Genomic DNA, 17,592 nt, shown 5'->3' on the forward strand with positions numbered 1-17,592 from the left:
AGATTAAGCCGTTGTATATAAGACGGTGCAAATGAACAGAATCGGGAAAAACCCCGCACTCTTTCTCGACCAATTAGTATAGAAGAAGGACGTAAAGAAATACCCTTTTCTCCGGCAGAATTGGGAGAAAAGGTATAAAAAGGAAGAAGAAAGGAAGGAATTTTCAGGGAAAGACCGAATAGCAGGGAGAAACGCCGTCAGGCAACAGCAGTTCCCGAAACAGCTCAGGCGACGGCCGTACTTCTCCGGAATACCTCCATGTAAACCCCGAATGCTTTTTGGGCTCCGTCGACGATCTCGTCTTCTACGCCGGTTCCGCGGTCGCTCAAATACGTGCGAAACTGCTTCCAGAGCGAGCCGGTTTCCGACCCGTATCCTTCGTAAAAACGGGAGTTACCCGCCAGTTCCCCAAGCTCCGGGTGTGCCGACAGCCATTTCCGGATTACCTGCCCGCCGAGCATCGAACCTTCGGCTACGTAAGCTGCGCCCAGCAATGCCGTGTCAGACCAGGTATTCAGTTCTTCGGGTATTTCCTCAGAAGGAGCTTCACCTGCGGCGTCAAGGTCGGCGAGCAACCAGGCCGTTTTCAGGCGTTCTTCAAGCGGATACCCGGCAACGTCCGCCAGGGCATTCTCCAGCGCCCGGTGAAAGACCAGGTGCGTTTGCATCAGGTGCAGGTATTGAGCGACAGACAGCGTACCGCTGCGCAGGTCTTCGGTATAAAAAAGAGCTTCAGCAGCCTCGTGCTGAGGCCGTGTTTCTTCCCGGAGCCGGGTCAGGAGATCATTCATGCAGGGTATCGTTCTGAGCCACCCAGAAATCGATGGCGCGGCGGAGCATTTCGCTTGTTTCGCGGTAGCCGCCGGGTTTAACGAGGTAGGCATTGGCGCCAAGGTCAAAGGCCCTGCGCATATCCCGGGGATTATCAGAGGTACTATAGACGACGATCGGCAGGTTGCGATACTGCCCGCCGGCACGCACCTGCTGCAGAATATCGAGGCCGCTCGCACCGGGGAGGTTGAGGTCCAGAAGCAGCATACGCGGCGTTTCCTCCTCCGAAAGGTACCGGATAGCCGATATGCCGCTATTCAGCACACAGTAGGTAGGCGGCTGCTCAATCTTTTTGACGACACGTTTGAAAATATCGATATCGTCCGGATTGTCTTCAATATAGAGTACGTCGATCATAAGTGTCAGGTGGTGGGAAAGGAGACAAAGAACGTTGTTTCCTGCAAAGGTTCGCTTCTAAACCAGACGTTTCCGTTGTGCCGCTGCATAATACGCTTTACAATGGCCAGTCCTACTCCGTGCCCTTCCACATTTTTAGCGTTGTCAAGCCTGCGGAAAAGCTCAAAAATATGATGCCCGTCTTTCCTGTCGATCCCGATACCGTGATCGGTGACCGAATACCGGACCTCGTTTCCAAGCCGTACCCCCTCTACGCGGATTGGCGCATTGGTGACCGTCCGGGAATACTTGATAGCGTTCGAAAGCAGGTTACTGAATACCTGCTGGATCATGATTCTGTCCCCGTTGATAGGCGGGGTATCGCCGATATCGATAGCAGCGGCCTTCTCGGTGACCAGCAATTCCTCCCGAACCGATTCCAGTATACTTTTCATGCCGACCGGCTCCGGAGAAAGCTCCGCACGCGAAGTCCGCGCATAGTGCAGAATCTGACGGATCAGTTCTCCCATGCGGCTGCTGGCGCCGACTATTTTTTCGAAAATCGGCCGCGTTTCCGCGTCGAGGCGATCGTCGTAATCTTCCAGCAAAATCTCCGCATAGGTCTTGATAGACGCCAGCGGCACGCGCAAATCATGCGAAACGGTATAGCTGAAGGTATCCAGCTCCTCGTAAGCCAGTTGCAGCTGTCGGTGCAGGTGTTGAAGTTGTGCCGCCCGCTGCGCGGCTACCTGCAATACTTCGTCTTTTAAACGCAGGGCCAGCAGTTCATCTGCCGGATGCCAGGGATCGGCTTTTCCGTGGACGAGCTGCGTCCATTTCTCGAAGCTTTTCCGGGGCTCAAGCCGCTGGATACCGTTATCGTCGACCATCACCGGTTTTTCCGGATTTCCACCCCAGGATACCTGCTGAAGTGTCTCGGGCCGGAACCACAGCAGGTATTCTTCTGCCGAAACCCGCACCGCCAGCAGGCCGGCGGCAGTTGCAGGGTGGTCGGCGGCGGCCGGAAAAAAACGCGCTAGCTGATGAGTTCGGAAGATACCGTTGGCTAATTGCGACGGCAGCCAGGCGGTAAGCGCCTCAAGAAACGGTCGTTCCGGTACGTGTCCAAGGGTTTGTATATCTCCTTCGGTCAGGCAGGCAAAGCCGCCGGCGCGAAAAAGATGGAGAGCTGTCACCGGTCGCGTCGTCAGTCCTTCCACCCGGTTCCAGTTTTCCTGCATGTTTTGCCGCAGCGTATGGAGAGTTGCCTCAGCACGGGCGACGGCCGCATATTCCTGCTCATCGTGCCGGAACTCCAGGGCGGCAGAAAGCAGCTGACTGACTACTTTTCCCGCCATGCGTGCGTCATAATCCACCAGCCGGGCGCTTTGGTAGTGATGACAGGAGATGAGTCCCCACAGGCGCCCTTTGTAAAGCAGGGAGAAGCTCATACTCGACCGCACGCCCATGTTCTTCAGGTATTCGATGTGTACCGGAGAAACGGCCCGCAGGATGGAATGCGTCAGGTCCGGCGCCGGGTCCATCGAAGCGGAAAGTATCGCTGCCGGCGTGGCGTCAACATCCGCGATGATGCGTACCAGGTTGATCAGGTACAGGTCCCGGGCCTGCTTCGGGATATCAGAAGCAGGATAGTGGAGGCCTAGAAACGGCTCCAGGTGGTCTTCTTTGGTTTCGGCGACAACTTCCCCGTTCCACTCTTCGTCAAACCGGTAAATCATGACCCGGTCATACCCGGTCATCTGCCGGACCTTCACCGCTACCTTGTTCAGTAGCTCAGGGAGAGAGGTAGTTTGCTGGAAATCGGCCATGACCTGGCCCATCAGATGCTGCAGCCGGGCATGGCTGACCGAGGTTTCCTCCGGTTCCAGTTCCATTATCCAGAACCCTTCCTGCCGGTGTACGACGACATGGTACTTTGTTCCGTTGAACATCAGGGACTCCGGGTACAGGGCTTCCGGCGCTGAAACGATGTTCAGCAGGATTTCCTTCAACCTGCCCGCCGGCAGATCGCCCGGCTGGCAATCAGCCAGCGCCCGGCCGGGAACAGGCGTATCCGGGAAATTGGCGCTGACGTACCGAATAGTAAGGGTCGCTTCGTCAACCGCCAGGAAATACCCGTGCGACTGCACTTTTCCGAGGTGTCGGATGGGTTCCTGTTCGCAACCGTTGAAAGGAGATTCCTGCATAGGAAATGGTCTGGTGTTGCCTGAAAAGCAGGAACACGTTACTAGTTACCCCAAAGCCGGGCAAATTGTTTTCGAATAACCGGCCGGAATACAAAATTTCCGATTTCGGACGGATTATTTCTTTTTTCACGGCATATTTCCTCCCGATATCGATCACCCGCCCGACTACTACTACCCAAATCCGCGTATGCATTATTCCGATCTCCGGGAATCGGGCCAGTTTTTCACGGTTTCCGGAACCGGCATCGTCACCGATTGCAGCCATCATTTCCTCGAACAGCTGGGCTATCCGGCCGGCGCTGTGTTGGGTACCGGGCTGGATGCATTGCTCTGGAATACCGGCTGGGACGCATTCGCGGAATTGACAGGGGAATTGCTCGATAACCCGGGAATGCCCGTCGCCCTGCTCCTTCTTCAAACAGCAGCGAACAAGCCTTTTGGCATACGGTTTTTCCCGGAGACCCGTGAAAATAGCATCCGATACGCCTATCTCCCGGCTGATCAGCCGGTACCGGTCGTTGGGAATGACGCCGTGCTGATGAGCAAGGTCCTGTCTCACGACCTGAAAGAACCGCTCCGGAAAATGGCGCAGTATACGGATCGTATCCGGGGCAGCGCGGAGCTGTCGGCCGACAACCGCATGCTCCTGCAACTGACCAATGACCTGTGCTACCAGACGATGGAACGGTTGGAGGCATTTCGGGAATACCTGTACTTTTCTGCACCGGCGATGGCAGACGGGTCATTCCTGCCGATGGCAGATCTCGTTGCAAAGGTGTGGGAACGGGTCAGTGAAGAGCACGGTGTCGAGCGGTCGCTGTTGCAGTATGAATCCTCTGTATTGCGGGTTTGGGGGCATCCAGAACGTTTTCAGCGGCTGTTTTATCACCTGCTCGACAATGCGGTCAAGTTCCGGAGTGCGGACCGGCCGTTGCAGATTGCTGTCAGGATAATGCCGGCCGGCGGGCATGTAACGATTACCGTCGACGACAATGGCCGCGGTTTTGCTGCCGAATTTGCCCGCGATGTATTCGGGCTTTTCCGGAAGCTGGACAAACACGCGTCGGGTACAGGCGCCGGGCTGGCCATTTGCCGGAAGATCGCAGAGGGGTACGGCGGTACTGTTTCGGCTTCCGTTCTTTCACCCGCCGGCACTCGGATACGGATCGATTTGCCCGTATCCTGCTCTTGAAGGCGGTTTTTCATCCGTAAAGGACTGAATCAGAGACAACCCCGTTCAGGACAGGCATCCGTCCATGTTTAACTATTTTTTATTGAAATCCAGGGAATAATCTTGTCGGAAAAACACTAACTTGCTTAGCGTCAAAATCATACGATGCTCATGGGCCGGAAAGTATTAGTGCTGAATCAAGATTACTCAGCGTTGACGATTTGCTCGGTCGCCAAAGCGTTTTTACTCGTATACCTGAAGAAAGCGGACCTCATTGCCGAATCCCAGAACGAGAGCCTGCGGAGCATTAGCCAGTCCTTTCCCCTTCCGACAGTTATTCGCCTCCACAAGTACGTCTACCTGCCGTACCGGGGTGTGATGCTGACGCGTCAGAATATCTTTCGCCGCGACGGAAACCGCTGCCAGTATTGCGGAACCAGCGAAGACCTCACCCTGGATCACATGTATCCGAAGTCAAGAGGAGGCAAATCCAGCTGGGACAATCTCGTTACCGCCTGCAAGCGCTGCAACTCCCGGAAAGGAGATTTTACACCCGAGGAAGCCGGTATGGCCCTGCGCCAACGGCCCTTCAAGCCGTCCTTTATCATGTTTATCCGGGATTTTTCGGGGATAATCGACGAAACCTGGCTGCCGTATCTGGGCAGAAAGGAAAAAAAGGTGACCGACTGAGGCGTCCTGGCGTTTTCGCTCCGTAAACGCGTACCTTTGGGTATAGCATTTGGAGCAGTATCATGCGGGAAGACTATCTGAAAGGGGATAAAGAGGCGCTTTCTCCGGTAGACCGGGAAATCGAACGGGCGCTGCGTCCGCTTACCTTCGGCGACTTTACAGGCCAGGACAAAATCCTGGAAAACCTCAAAATATTTGTGTCGGCTGCCCGTATGCGGGAAGAGGCCCTTGACCATGTGCTCCTGCACGGTCCTCCGGGGCTTGGAAAGACCACCCTTTCCAACATCATCGCCAACGAGCTGAACGCCGGTATCAAAATTACCTCAGGCCCGGTGCTGGATAAACCCAGCGACCTCGCCGGCCTGCTCACAAACCTTCAACCGCACGACGTACTCTTTATCGACGAGATTCACCGGTTGAATCCTGTCGTGGAAGAATACCTGTACTCGGCCATGGAGGATTATAAAATCGATATTCTCCTGGATTCCGGACCCAATGCCCGCAGTGTACAGATCAGCCTGAACCCGTTTACGCTGATCGGCGCGACGACCCGTGCAGGGTTGCTGACATCGCCGCTTCGGGCCCGTTTCGGTATCAACGCCCGGCTGGAGTATTACGATGCCCGGCTGCTCTGTTCGATTGTGAAGCGTTCCTGCGCGATTCTGCGTACGCCGATCGAAGAAGAAGCGGCCTATGAAATCGCCCGGCGGAGCCGCGGCACGCCGCGGATCGCCAACAACCTGCTCCGCCGCACCCGGGATTTCGCCCAGGTAAAGGGCGGCGGCAGAATTACGGTGGATATTGCCGAGATGGCACTGGCGGCGCTCGACGTCGATAGCAATGGCCTGGATGACATGGATAACCGTATTCTTACAACGATTATCGAAAAGTTTAAAGGTGGGCCGGTTGGTTTATCGACCATCGCAACAGCCGTAGGAGAAGAGGCAGAAACGATTGAGGAGGTTTACGAGCCTTTCCTGATTCAGGAAGGGTACCTGAAACGGACCTCGCGCGGACGGGAAGCTACCGAGAAAGCATACAGCCACCTGGGAATACTGCCGCGGTACCGGAGTGGTGAATTGTTCTGAAAACGATGGCTTAAGCCGTTTTCGGGCCCGGTTTGTCAGGAAAATCAAATATTTTTCATAGGAATAGGTCAATCGTTGCGGATTTGTGGAATAAGAAGTAATTTTGATCGTTATGGTATCAAATCAATACAAAGTGTGAAAATTTTGTGATTTGAGGGTAGGGTTGGCTTTGTGTTCAAGTGTCTTTTTTGCAACAACACATTCACCGGTTTTCTGAACCACCTAGACACACCACTATGAAGAAAGTGAATTATTACCGGGTACTCCAATGGGTGTTGTTCTCGCCCTTGCTGGTACCGCTGTGTATTGTGATGGGGGCGTTGGAAGGTATTCAGCACACGCTGGAGAAAGTGATTCAGCAAATCAAATCCGATGTAGCCTCCTGAAGGTTTTTATTGCCATATCTTAAAGCCCGGGCGTTTGTCCGGGCTTTTTGCTGCCCAGGTATTCAGCGGTTTTTTCCACGAGCTGATTGTGCCCGCATCGGAGTACCACCCGGGTCGCGGTTTCAGACAGCAGGTGTTCGACCGATGCAGGAGGCATCAGCCGGTCATACTGACCCATGACAAAAAGGATAGGTACACCGGGAAGAGTACCGGAAAACGTAAGCTTCCGGAAAGCCGTCCATGCCAGGTATACCCGGGTCTGTTTTTCCCGCGAATCCAGCATCCACCGCACAAACCGCGTGACGCTGGCATGAACCCAGCCCCATTTTTCTGCCCAGCCACCGAACGCCAGGAGTAGTTCAGGACGAAACACAAGAAACCGGAATACTGCGCGACCCGGAGCAGTGCCCACTGCCAGGCGGTAAAACGGATTTTCCCGGATACCGTCGGGCGCTATGAGGTATACGCCGTTTACCCGGCCTGCCAGGGCCTCCAGCGCTACGAGCGCCAGCCGCCCGCCCATGCTGAAGCCGGCGAGGCTGAACCGGTCGATTCCTTCACCGGCCAGAAACGCCGTCAGCCAGGCAATCCATTCTTTCTTTTCGATAACCTTGCCCGGCGGCACGGTTGATGCTCCGTGAAAGGGCAAGTCAATAGCATACACGGTGAAACGCGATAGCTCCTGCCAGTCGGCAAAAACCCGGTGATCCTGCCCGATCCCGTGGAAGGCGAGCAGGGGCTCCGGTCCGTTTCCCCATTTCTGTACAAAAAGCATAGCGGCAAGATAAAAGAAAAAGCCCCGCCGAAGCGGGGCCGGGCAACTTATCCGTTTTGCTCTTCGCTGATGTCCGACATCAGGTAGGCTTTGATGAACTCGTTGATGTCTCCGTCGAGTACCGCATCTGTATTCGATGTCTGATAGCCGGTGCGGTGATCTTTCACGCGGCGGTCGTCCAGGACATAGCTGCGGATCTGGCTGCCCCATTCGATCTTTCGCTTGGTAGCGTCGAGTTCGGCTTTGGCGGCGAGTCGTTTTTCCAGCTCCATCTGGTACAACCGCGATTTCAACAGGCGCATCGCTACTTCCTTGTTCTGTAGCTGGCTGCGTTCCTGCTGGCATTCGATGATGATACCAGAAGGTTTGTGTCGCAGACGTACGGCCGTTTCGACCTTGTTGACGTTCTGCCCGCCGGCGCCGCCGCTTCGGAAGGTATCCCAGTCGATATCGGCCGGGTTGATTTCAATTTCGATGGTATCGTCGACCAGCGGATACGCGAATACCGACGCAAAGGAGGTATGGCGGCGTGCGTTGGAGTCAAACGGTGAAATCCGCACCAGGCGATGAACGCCGATTTCGGCTTTCAGGTTACCGTAGGCATATTCTCCGAGGATTTCGATTGTAGCCGATTTGACGCCGGCTACGTCGCCGTCCTGTACGTTGACGACGTTGATCTTGAACCCGTTTTTCTGTGCCCACATCGTATACATCCGGAGGAGCATGGAAGCCCAGTCCTGCGACTCGGTTCCGCCGGCTCCGGCGTTGATTTCGAGGACGGCGTCCATGTTATCGCCTTCGTCCGACATCATTTTCCGGAATTCCAGCTCGGCCAGTTTGGCTTCGAGTTTGGCGGCTTCGGCATCTACATCAGCTTCTGTCGCCTCGCCCAGTTCCTGAAATTCCAGCATGGTTTCGGTATCGCCGACGTGCTGCTGCAACTGGTCAAATCCTTCGGTCCAGAACTTGATACCCCGAATTTCCCGGAGGATTTTCTCCGCGCGGTCGCGGTCGTTCCAGAATTCGGGATCAAGTGTTTTCTGTTCCAGTTCTTCTATCTGGTATTTTTTCCCGTCGTAGTCAAAGATACCCCCTCAAGGCCTCTACGCTGGCCTTCAAGTCTTTCAACTTGTCTTGTGTCATGGTGTCGAAAAATAAAGCGACAGGTGTCGCGGTAAGCAGGGATTCCGGCAGGAGTATCCGGCCGGGGCACAAAAATAACGCCAAAAAAGGAAAAACCCGGCGGGGCCGGGTCTTTCCTCTGGTGCGAAGTCTTTATCAGAAGTACTTGGCGCGGTAGTCTTTGACTTTCGCGTTTTCGCGGATGGCTTCGTTGGCGAAGTAACCGGAACGCTGGAGTTCAGAGAGCTGAGCAGCGGTTTTGTACTGCGTGTAATCTGCGATAGCCGGAGCGTCTGCCTTTTTCAGGGTCTGGAGGATGAAGACACCGCCTTCTCCCTTGAACGGAGCCGATTTCTGGCCGGGTTTCAGACCGAAGGCCTTACCGAGCGCGGTCGGATCTGCACCGGCTGAAGTCAGCAGGCCGTTCGCCATGGAAATATCGTTGACCGTTTCCACCAGAGCGCCGGCGCCGTATTTCTGGGCTACCTGCTCCAGCGAGCTGAGGTTGGCCAGGCCGCCGAGTTTCTTCAGGATCTGATCAGCTTTCAGGTCATTGCGGACGCGGGCGGTGAGTTCGTCACGGAAATCATCCACTTTCACGTCTTCTTCCGAGGTCTTGCCGGTGAGGGCAGCCACGATATAGGCGTCGTTTACTTCGAATACCTGCGATACGTCACCAACGTCGGTCTTGTCGTCAAAGGCCCAGCGGACAACCGTACCGGCATTCTGCATCATGTTCAGGTTGGTTGAACCTTCCGGAATCCGGTTGGCCTTCAGCAGAACGATCGATTTGTCTTTCTTGACAGCGGCTTCGATTTCAGCGAGTGATTTGTTGGCAGCTGCAAACGCGTCAGCCTTGCGGTATACCTCGTCACGCGTGGCTTGCGAGGGGCCGAGTTGCTTCGAAACGGCAACGATGCGGTACAGCAGGTTGTTTTTCGCTTCGGTTACTTTGATAATGTGGAAGCCGAAGTCCGTTTCCACGAGGTTCGGGAGGAGACCGGTTCCATTGAATCCGAAGACAGCCGTTTCGAAAGGTTTCACCATCGAACCGTTGTTCTGGAAGTAACCGAGGTCGCCACCGCGTTGCGCGGTTCCGTCCTGGCCGTTCTGCGCAGCCATTGCGGCGAAGTCAGCGCCTGACTTGAGTTGCTTCAGGATGTTTTCAGCACGCAGGCGGGCAGAAGCCTTGGCCGTGTCCGACTGGTTGGCAGCGCGGATCAGAATGTGGCTGGCCTTTACAGTGTACAGGGAGTCACGCTTGGTGCCGCCGTACTTATAGACCGTATACGTGTTGTCGGTGCGGTAGGGGCCGGCAATCTGACCCGGGAAGAACGTCTTCACGGCTTCTTTCAGTTGGTCGTCCATGTCGCGGAGGCTCCAGTACAGCGGGTGCGGTACATCGGAGTTCATCCGGGCGAAAGAAGAGTCGTTAGGCGTCTTGGCCAGGTCTTTGGCAACCTGGGTGAGGGTGTTCTTGAGCGCCGTGCTGTCAGCTTTGGAAGGAGCTACGCCAAATGCCACATAGTCGAGGCTGCGGGTATTCGCGCCTTTGTATTCGTCCTTGTGAGATGCGAGGAAATCTTTCAGCTCGGAATCCGTGACTTTAACTGTAGAGTCTGCAATGGAATAGAACGGAACGTATACGTATTTCACATCGGCCTTGGCTGTCTGTGCTTCGTAATCCCGCTTGGCTTCCGCAGAAGTAACGTAGGTAGACAAACGGATCAGGTTCACGTACCGGTTCATGAGGTGGCTCCGCTGAATATCGCGGACGAATGCCTGCCAGCCTACCTGCTGGATAGAACCTGCGGGCAGTTTCATGATCTGGTTCCGCTGCTGAATCACGCGGTTTTTGTCGAAAATACCGGTTTGCGGATCAGTGAAGCTCTGACGAACAGAAGGATCAATGTATTTTCCGAAGAACATGTCCGTCTTTTCAGCATCTGAGAGCGTCAGGCCGAGGGCGTCGAACTCTTTCTCGTAGGCATAATCCACGAGCAGATCGTTCCATACTTTTTCACGAAGTTGGGCCAGTGCCTGGTCGTTGGCCGACTGACCGGATTGGGCTTCGTATTCCACCCGGGCCTGATCCAGTTTTTTCTGAAAGTCCTGAGCCAGAATAGTATTCCCGGCAATTTCTCCTACTTTTTGTGTTTTGGATCCGAAAAGTCCCCGTGCACCGAGGAGGTCACCGCCGACAATAAATAGAATGAGCGCGACGGCAATAATGGTAATTGCAATCCCTGAACGTTCTCTGATTTTGTTAACTAAAGCCATACGACCATTTTTTAGACCCGCAAAATAAAACCATTTTGAACTGATTGCCAAATGGCTGCAGGAACAATTACTGACAATAAAGAAAGTTGACGGAACGCAGATTTTTTTCGCATCCGGCCGGATTTTAAAATGCCTTGGAGGGTTTTCCCGGTCATTCCGTATTTTCACCGGGTTGAAATTCTTTTTTTACGTTGAACGAAGAGCGAATGACACCGGAGGTAATTACCGTGATCGGCGGCGGCAGCTGGGCAACGGCCATCATCCGGATATTGTCCGAAAACGATGTCCGCATCCGCTGGTGGCTACGCAACCGGCAGGATGCCGAGCATATCCGGAAATACCACCATAATCCCCGGTACCTGAGCGGTGTGACCCTCCACCCGAAAAAAGTCAAACCCTTTACCCGCCTGTCGGAAGCGGTGAAAGGCGCTGGTATTTTGGTACTTGCGGTACCCGGCGCGTTTATTTCTGACGTCCTTTCCCAACTCCGGCCGGAAGACTTCGCCGGCAAAACCATCGTCTCTGCGATCAAAGGCATGGTTCCCGGTGAAAATCTGCTCGTGACCGACTGGCTGGAAAAGCATTACGGCGTTTCCCAGGATCAGTTTTGTGTGATTGCGGGGCCCTGCCATGCCGAAGAAGTAGCTTTGGAGAAGCAATCCTATCTGACGATCGCGTCGTCCGACCGGGAGCGGGCTACCCGTTTCGCCGGCCTGATGCGGTGCCGCTTTGTGAATACGCATCCGCTGACCGATCTCTATGGGGTAGAATACTGTGCGGTGATGAAGAATATCGTAGCACTGGCCTGTGGTATCTGCCATGGGCTGGGTTTCGGCGATAACTTCCAGGCCGTTCTGGTCTCGAATGCCATGCAGGAAATCAAGCGGTTTCTGGATGTAATTTACCCCTATTACCGGGACCTGATGGGATCGGCATACCTGGGAGACCTGCTGGTGACGTCATACTCCCAGTTCAGCCGTAACCGCACGTTCGGAAGTATGATCGGAAAGGGGTACAGCGTGACTTCGGCCCAGGCCGAAATGAACATGGTAGCCGAGGGGTACTATGCCGTTAAATCGATTGACGAAATCAACCGGAAGTACGAGGTCGACATGCCCATCACCCGGGCCGTATATACGATTCTATATGAGAAGGCGAGTCCGGCGACGGAAATCGCGCAGCTGAAAGAGCTGCTGACATAAAAAAGGCCCCGGATATCCGGGGCCTTTTAACTAGGGTTGCGTAGTAGTAAGCGACTTGAGCTTAAGCCATTTGCCGGTTTTGGGAGTGTTGCCGGGATCGATCATCAGGCGTCGGATGTTTCCGCGCCAGCCTTCCTGTTTGGACAGGTCGATTTCATAGGTATGATACTGACCGTCGGGAATGAGGTCAATCAGCAGAGACAGCGATTCATAGTTATCATACGGCTGAGGCGACGACTGCCGGTGCCAGATAAAACGGAGCTGTTGCGGGTCCCCCTGATAGGCAGCCCGGAGATACATCTTCTTGATCTTGGAGGCATCCCACGCTACACTCGGACCCCACAACGGGGTTATTTTGGAATCGAACTTAAGAAACCACTCTCCCTGAAACGGATATTGTCCGTCGTCCAGCGATTCATAATACACCCAATGCTGGCGGTCGGTGGAGAAATCAAATTCCGGCTGCGTCCGGTCCTTCTCATGCTCTTGGGCATACTGACGAACCTCGTCTACGGTGCCTAGAATGTAAGACATTTTGGTCTCGAACCGCATTTTCGGGTCGAGGATTTCCATTTCTCCGGAGTTAAATACGCCGGAATTGCCGGAGAATTCATCGCCGGCATTCGGTGTGCCGAGGAAATACGTGCTGAACGTTGTCGACTGCGGTACCCACATGCCGAGGCCCACGCCCGCATCGTTGTGAAGATACAGCCAGCTTTCCGGCAGGTACATTTCAACGGATCCATCCTGTCGGGCAAACGGCGGTGTTTTAATAGCGAAGTCGACCAGCGGGCCGTCCGTAAATGGTTCTCCTCCGAAATAGGCCTTCACTTTGGTAAAGGAAGAATTCATAAAGGCTACTGCCAGTTCCTGGCCGCGCGGCACGTGGTCGTATGTATCAGTACGTGCGAGTTGCAATACATGCTTGATTTCAAGAGCTTTCCCGTTGAGTTCGGCGGTCGTTTCGACAGAGCAGTCACACGGGACGTTGTAATACCCCCATTGTTTCGGAATAGTTTTAAAGACGACCCGGTTTCCGGAGCGGCTCCGGGAGACCACCTGTGAAGGGTTTCCGTATGCGTCGCCGGTCTGGACCGGATCCCATCCGATGGTAGTCCACGACGGGTGTGGCTTCACACCGTTCGGCGTATAGTTTTCGACGGGATACGAGTAATAGGCATACTGAAACTGGCGGCCGAGATCAAAATTATTGACCATGTTGACGTTGCTTCCGGCCGGGCTGAAATACGTGATCGAGCCTCCATAGTTCATGTTGAACCCTACTTTCACGAACTCGTTTTCGAGGTATTCAGTCGATGCCGGCGTCGTCACAGGAGGGTTAGGGCCGCCAGGAATGGTGGTCGGATCATTCGGGTCGATTTTCTTTTTCCGGAAGGCATAACCGATATCATCAAAGAAACGCCCGCAACTGATCATCGACGAGGTACAGACGGCCAGCAGCAGGACAGATAAAAAACGCTTCATGAGTGGATGGATTTAGTCGAATCCTGATGGTAATAATTCGTTTCCGGAGTCAGTAGCAGTCGGTGTCAGATCGCATGGTCAGGACACCAGAAGGTATGAAAACGTTGTCGGCAGATTCAGTCCGAAACGCGCATCATTCCCTGATACAAAGAAAAAGTTAATTTCCCGAAAGGCAACCCGCCAACCGAAGCCCAAAAACTTTCAGATAAAATTTGGCCTGGGGCTACTCTCTTTCGGTTGTAACCTCTAATTTTGCACGAATTTTGCCCGGACGAATCCGGAATCGTAACCGTTATTCGCTGTCTTTTGCAGGTAATCCGCTGAATAACAAGTGTTTGTCTGTAATTGATGACTGTTGACTGATACACTGAAACAATGCCCAAAAATCCCGACATCAAATCCGTCCTGATCATTGGCTCCGGTCCCATTATCATTGGTCAGGCTTGCGAGTTCGATTATTCCGGCTCTCAGGCAGCCCGTTCTTTAAAAGAAGAGGGAATAGAGGTCATTCTGATCAACTCGAACCCGGCGACGATCATGACGGACCCGATCAGTGCCGATCACGTTTACCTCAAGCCGCTGGAGCGAAAGTCCATTGTTGAGATTCTTCAGAAACACAAAGTCGACGCCGTTTTGCCAACTATGGGTGGCCAGACGGCGTTAAATTTAGCTATCGACTGCGACAAGGCAGGTATCTGGCAGAAGTACGGCGTGCAGATCATCGGGGTGGACATCAAAGCCATCGAGACCACCGAAGACCGGGAGAAGTTCCGCCTGAAGATGCTCGAACTGGGTGTCGGTGTCTGCAAGGGCCGTACCGCGCGCTCCTTCCTGGAAGGCAAGGAAATCGCCCAGGAAGTCGGGTTCCCGCTGGTTATCCGTCCGTCCTACACACTCGGCGGTACCGGTGGCGGCTTCGTCAACGACCCGAAAGAATTTGACGAGATGCTCAACCGCGGGCTCCATGCCTCGCCGGTTCACGAAGTACTCGTCGAACAGTCGATCCTCGGCTGGAAAGAGTATGAGCTGGAATTGCTCCGTGACGGCGACGGTAACTTCATCATCGTCTGCTCGATCGAAAACTTCGACCCCATGGGTGTTCACACCGGTGACTCCGTGACGGTTGCCCCCGCCATGACCCTGCCCGATACCCTGTATCAGAAAATGCGGGATATGGCGATCATGATGATGGACGGCATCGGGAAATTTGCCGGCGGCTGTAACGTTCAGTTCTCCGTCAACCCGGAAAACGACGACATCATCGCCATCGAAATCAATCCCCGGGTATCACGCTCGTCGGCCCTCGCCTCGAAAGCTACCGGTTACCCCATCGCGAAAATCGCCGCGAAAATGGCGATCGGCTACCGCCTCCATGAACTGATGAACCCGGTAACGGGCAGCACTTCAGCTTTCTTTGAGCCGGCGATCGACTACGTCATCGTGAAGGTTCCGCGGTGGAACTTCGATAAGTTCAAGGGCGCCGACAAACGCCTCGGCCTGCAGATGAAGTCAGTAGGTGAAGCGATGGGTATCGGCCGCAACTTCCAGGAAGCGCTCCAGAAGGCGTGCCAGTCCCTCGAAATCAAACGGAACGGCATGGGCGCCGACGGAAAAGAGCTGACCGACCAGGATGCTATCCTCAAGTCGCTCGCCAATCCGTCCTGGAACCGCCTCTTCCATATTTACGATGCCTTCCGGCTCGGTATTTCCTTCAAGAAAATCCAGCAGCTGACGAAGATCGACAAGTGGTTCCTCTTCCAGGTGGAAGACCTCGTCCGTCTCGAAAAGGAAATCGAAAAACAAAGTCTCGAAACCATCTCGAAAGAACTGCTCGAAGAAGCCAAAGTCAAAGGCTTCGCCGACCGCCAGATCGCGCATATGCTCGACTGCCTCGAGAGCCAGGTATACGAAAAGCGGAATCAGCTCGGTATCAAGCGGGTATACAAATGCGTAGATACCTGCGCCGCTGAGTTTGAAGCCCGGACGCCGTACTTCTACTCGACGTTCGCGAGCGGTACGGGATCGACCGACAACGAATCGATTGTTTCTCCGAAGAAGAAAGTCGTCATCCTCGGTTCAGGTCCGAACCGGATTGGTCAGGGGATCGAATTCGACTACTCCTGCGTACACGGGGTACTCGCGGCGAAAGAAGCCGGCTACGAGACGATCATGATCAACTCGAACCCGGAAACGGTGTCGACGGATCCGGATATTGCCGACAAACTGTACTTCGAGCCGGTCTTCTGGGAACACGTATACGACATCATTCAGCATGAGAAGCCGGAAGGCGTAATCGTGCAGCTGGGTGGACAAACGGCCCTGAAACTGGCTGAAAAACTGTCGAAACACGGGATCAAGATCATCGGAACGAGTTACGAAGCGCTTGACCTGGCAGAAGACCGGGGAGCATTCTCGAGCCTCCTCCGTGACCTCGAAGTACCCTACCCGCTGTTCGATACCGTGGAGTCGGCTGACCATGCCGTGGAAGTAGGCCGCAAACTCGGCTATCCGCTGCTGGTTCGCCCGAGCTACGTACTCGGCGGGCAATCCATGAAGATTGTCATCAACGAGGAAGAACTCGAACAACACGTTGTCGATATTCTCCGCGATATTCCGGGTAACAAGATTCTGCTGGATCACTTCCTCGAAAACGCCATTGAAGCCGAATCGGATTCGATCTGCGACGGGGAAAACGTCTACATCATCGGTATCATGGAGCACATCGAGCCGGCCGGTATCCACTCCGGTGACTCGCATGCGGTTCTCCCCGCTTTCGACCTGAGCGAAAACGTCATCAAACAGATCGAAGACTATACCAAAAAGATCGCCGTAGCCCTCAAAACGAAAGGCCTTCTGAATATTCAGTTCGCCATCAAGGACGAGAAAGTATACGTCATCGAAGCGAACCCGCGTGCTTCCCGCACCGTGCCGTTTATCTGCAAGGCATACCAGGAACCGTACGTGAACTATGCGACGAAGGTCATGCTGGATGACAAGAAAGTCACCGACTTCAACTTCCAGCCGGTGAAAAACGGATATGCCATCAAGATTCCGGTGTTCTCGTTCAACAAGTTCCCCGGTGTCAACAAGGAACTCGGACCCGAAATGAAGTCGACCGGCGAAGCCATCTACTTCATCGACGATCTGACCGACGAAGCCTTTCAGCAGGTGTACAGCGAACGCAACCTGTACCTGAGCCGATAAGCGGAATTACCTTTCTGAAAACGCCTCCTGTCACAGGAGGCGTTTTTGTTTGGAAGGGTATCATCCCCCGAAAACAACCTTTGGTCCCGTCAATCGTACGCGCCGTCCGGTTCCGTTCGGGCGGAATACCTGTTTTTTCCTACTTTTACCGCGACCCGTTTTTATACCGGTCTTTCTGCCCATGAATCGCATTCTTGAAGCCGCCAAGCGACTCAATGCCCTGGCACAAGCCGGGCTGACGTATTCCACCAACGCGTATGATCTCGAGCGTTTTGAAGAAATCCGGGCGATCAGCGTGGAAATGCTGAATGAACTGACGGATGAGCCGATCGAAAAAATTGCTCCTCTGTTTGCCGCCGGTGAAGGGGAGTACCCGACGCCGAAAGTCGATATCCGCGCCGTGGTATTCCGGGGAGACGACGAGCTGCTGATGGTTCAGGAGAAAATTGACGGGCTGAAATGGACGCTTCCGGGCGGCTGGGCGGACGTTGGCTATACGCCTTCCGAAGTAGCGGTGAAGGAAACCGAGGAAGAAACCGGCCTGCATGTTAAACCAGGCCGGCTGCTGGCCGTCTTTGATAAACGGGTTCACCCGCACCCGCCGCAGCCCTGGTATGTCTATAAATTCTTCATCCGGTGCGAAGTGACCGGAGGAGAAATCCGTACCGGCATTCACGACATCGGCGAGGTCAGATGGGTGAAAAGAGAGGAGTTGTCGCATATCCCGCTGTCGACCGACCGGGTAACAGCCTCACAACTCGAAATGCTTTTTACCTTTGTAACAAATCCGGAAGCTCCGGCGTTGTGTGACTAAG

At 54.3% G+C, this 17,592-nt stretch carries 14 protein-coding genes; 7 read left to right on the top strand and 7 right to left on the bottom strand.

All coding sequences use genetic code 11. The features are described from left to right. Positions 1 to 224: 224 nt before the first annotated feature. Genes BLR09_RS08880 through BLR09_RS08890 form a run of 3 tightly spaced genes read right to left on the bottom strand, consistent with a single transcriptional unit; the run spans position 225 to position 3,374 of the window. Positions 225 to 791 (bottom strand): biliverdin-producing heme oxygenase, encoded by a 567-nt coding sequence (locus tag BLR09_RS08880; protein ID WP_093200605.1) that lies wholly within the window; start codon positions 789 to 791, stop codon positions 225 to 227. Beyond that, a complete protein-coding gene (locus BLR09_RS08885; protein WP_093200607.1) occupies positions 784 to 1,188 on the bottom strand; it encodes a response regulator in 405 nt (134 codons plus the stop codon). Before BLR09_RS08885 ends, BLR09_RS08880 begins: the two co-directional genes overlap by 8 nt. A gap of 5 nt (positions 1,189 to 1,193) precedes the next feature. Beyond that, on the bottom strand, positions 1,194 to 3,374 hold the full coding sequence (locus tag BLR09_RS08890; RefSeq protein WP_093200610.1) for an ATP-binding protein: 2,181 nt from the start codon (positions 3,372 to 3,374) through the stop codon (positions 1,194 to 1,196). 187 nt (positions 3,375 to 3,561) lie between these two features. On the opposite strand from BLR09_RS08890, the gene BLR09_RS08895 reads away from it, so the two are divergent. The 4 genes from BLR09_RS08895 to BLR09_RS25485 all read left to right on the top strand — a co-directional run bounded on the left by BLR09_RS08895 (position 3,562) and on the right by BLR09_RS25485 (position 6,709). Continuing rightward, the gene (locus BLR09_RS08895) at positions 3,562 to 4,566 is read left to right on the top strand and encodes a sensor histidine kinase (RefSeq protein ID WP_093200612.1); all 1,005 of its coding nucleotides are present in this window, start codon (positions 3,562 to 3,564) and stop codon (positions 4,564 to 4,566) included. A gap of 150 nt (positions 4,567 to 4,716) precedes the next feature. Beyond that, on the top strand, positions 4,717 to 5,235 hold the full coding sequence (locus BLR09_RS08900) for an HNH endonuclease (RefSeq protein WP_093201420.1): 519 nt from the start codon (positions 4,717 to 4,719) through the stop codon (positions 5,233 to 5,235). A gap of 62 nt (positions 5,236 to 5,297) precedes the next feature. After that, entirely contained in the window at positions 5,298 to 6,323 is a 1,026-nt protein-coding gene (gene ruvB / locus BLR09_RS08905; protein WP_093200615.1) for a Holliday junction branch migration DNA helicase RuvB, read from the top strand. Positions 6,324 to 6,559: 236 nt separating this feature from the next. After that, positions 6,560 to 6,709: a hypothetical protein gene (locus BLR09_RS25485; protein WP_176785497.1), complete on the top strand. Its 150-nt coding sequence runs from the start codon at positions 6,560 to 6,562 to the stop codon at positions 6,707 to 6,709. A 19-nt stretch (positions 6,710 to 6,728) separates the two neighbouring features. Here the strand turns inward: BLR09_RS25485 and BLR09_RS08910 are convergent, their stop codons facing one another. The 3 genes from BLR09_RS08910 to BLR09_RS08920 form a co-directional block, all read right to left on the bottom strand. Next, the gene (locus tag BLR09_RS08910; RefSeq protein ID WP_093200617.1) at positions 6,729 to 7,484 is read right to left on the bottom strand and encodes an alpha/beta fold hydrolase; all 756 of its coding nucleotides are present in this window, start codon (positions 7,482 to 7,484) and stop codon (positions 6,729 to 6,731) included. Between the two features lie 47 nt (positions 7,485 to 7,531). Next, positions 7,532 to 8,627 (bottom strand): peptide chain release factor 2 gene (gene prfB / locus BLR09_RS08915; RefSeq protein WP_143011067.1). Its coding sequence is split into 2 segments (ribosomal slippage): positions 7,532 to 8,566 and positions 8,568 to 8,627, totalling 1,095 coding nucleotides; the frame shifts between segments, so codons are not numbered across the junction. A gap of 135 nt (positions 8,628 to 8,762) precedes the next feature. Next, on the bottom strand, positions 8,763 to 10,886 hold the full coding sequence (locus BLR09_RS08920) for a peptidylprolyl isomerase (RefSeq protein WP_093200620.1): 2,124 nt from the start codon (positions 10,884 to 10,886) through the stop codon (positions 8,763 to 8,765). A gap of 206 nt (positions 10,887 to 11,092) precedes the next feature. Here BLR09_RS08920 and BLR09_RS08925 point away from each other — a divergent pair, with 206 nt between their 5' ends. After that, complete coding sequence (locus BLR09_RS08925) at positions 11,093 to 12,088, top strand: NAD(P)H-dependent glycerol-3-phosphate dehydrogenase (RefSeq protein WP_093200622.1); 996 nt, start codon at positions 11,093 to 11,095, stop codon at positions 12,086 to 12,088. Positions 12,089 to 12,118: 30 nt separating this feature from the next. Here BLR09_RS08925 and BLR09_RS08930 read toward each other — a convergent pair whose 3' ends face one another. Next, positions 12,119 to 13,573 carry a hypothetical protein gene (locus tag BLR09_RS08930; protein ID WP_093200625.1) on the bottom strand — a complete coding sequence of 485 codons (1,455 nt, stop codon included), beginning with the start codon at positions 13,571 to 13,573 and terminating at the stop codon, positions 12,119 to 12,121. 375 nt (positions 13,574 to 13,948) lie between these two features. Here BLR09_RS08930 and carB point away from each other — a divergent pair, with 375 nt between their 5' ends. Together carB and BLR09_RS08940 are read left to right on the top strand one after the other, a co-directional pair. Next, complete coding sequence (gene carB / locus BLR09_RS08935) at positions 13,949 to 16,777, top strand: carbamoyl-phosphate synthase large subunit (protein WP_093200627.1); 2,829 nt, start codon at positions 13,949 to 13,951, stop codon at positions 16,775 to 16,777. 181 nt (positions 16,778 to 16,958) lie between these two features. Then, the gene (locus tag BLR09_RS08940) at positions 16,959 to 17,591 is read left to right on the top strand and encodes an NUDIX hydrolase (protein WP_093200630.1); all 633 of its coding nucleotides are present in this window, start codon (positions 16,959 to 16,961) and stop codon (positions 17,589 to 17,591) included. Position 17,592: the final 1 nt, after the last annotated feature.

Origin of the sequence: Siphonobacter aquaeclarae, from assembly GCF_900103285.1 — a bacterium.
Lineage (GTDB): Bacteria > Bacteroidota > Bacteroidia > Cytophagales > Spirosomataceae > Siphonobacter > Siphonobacter aquaeclarae.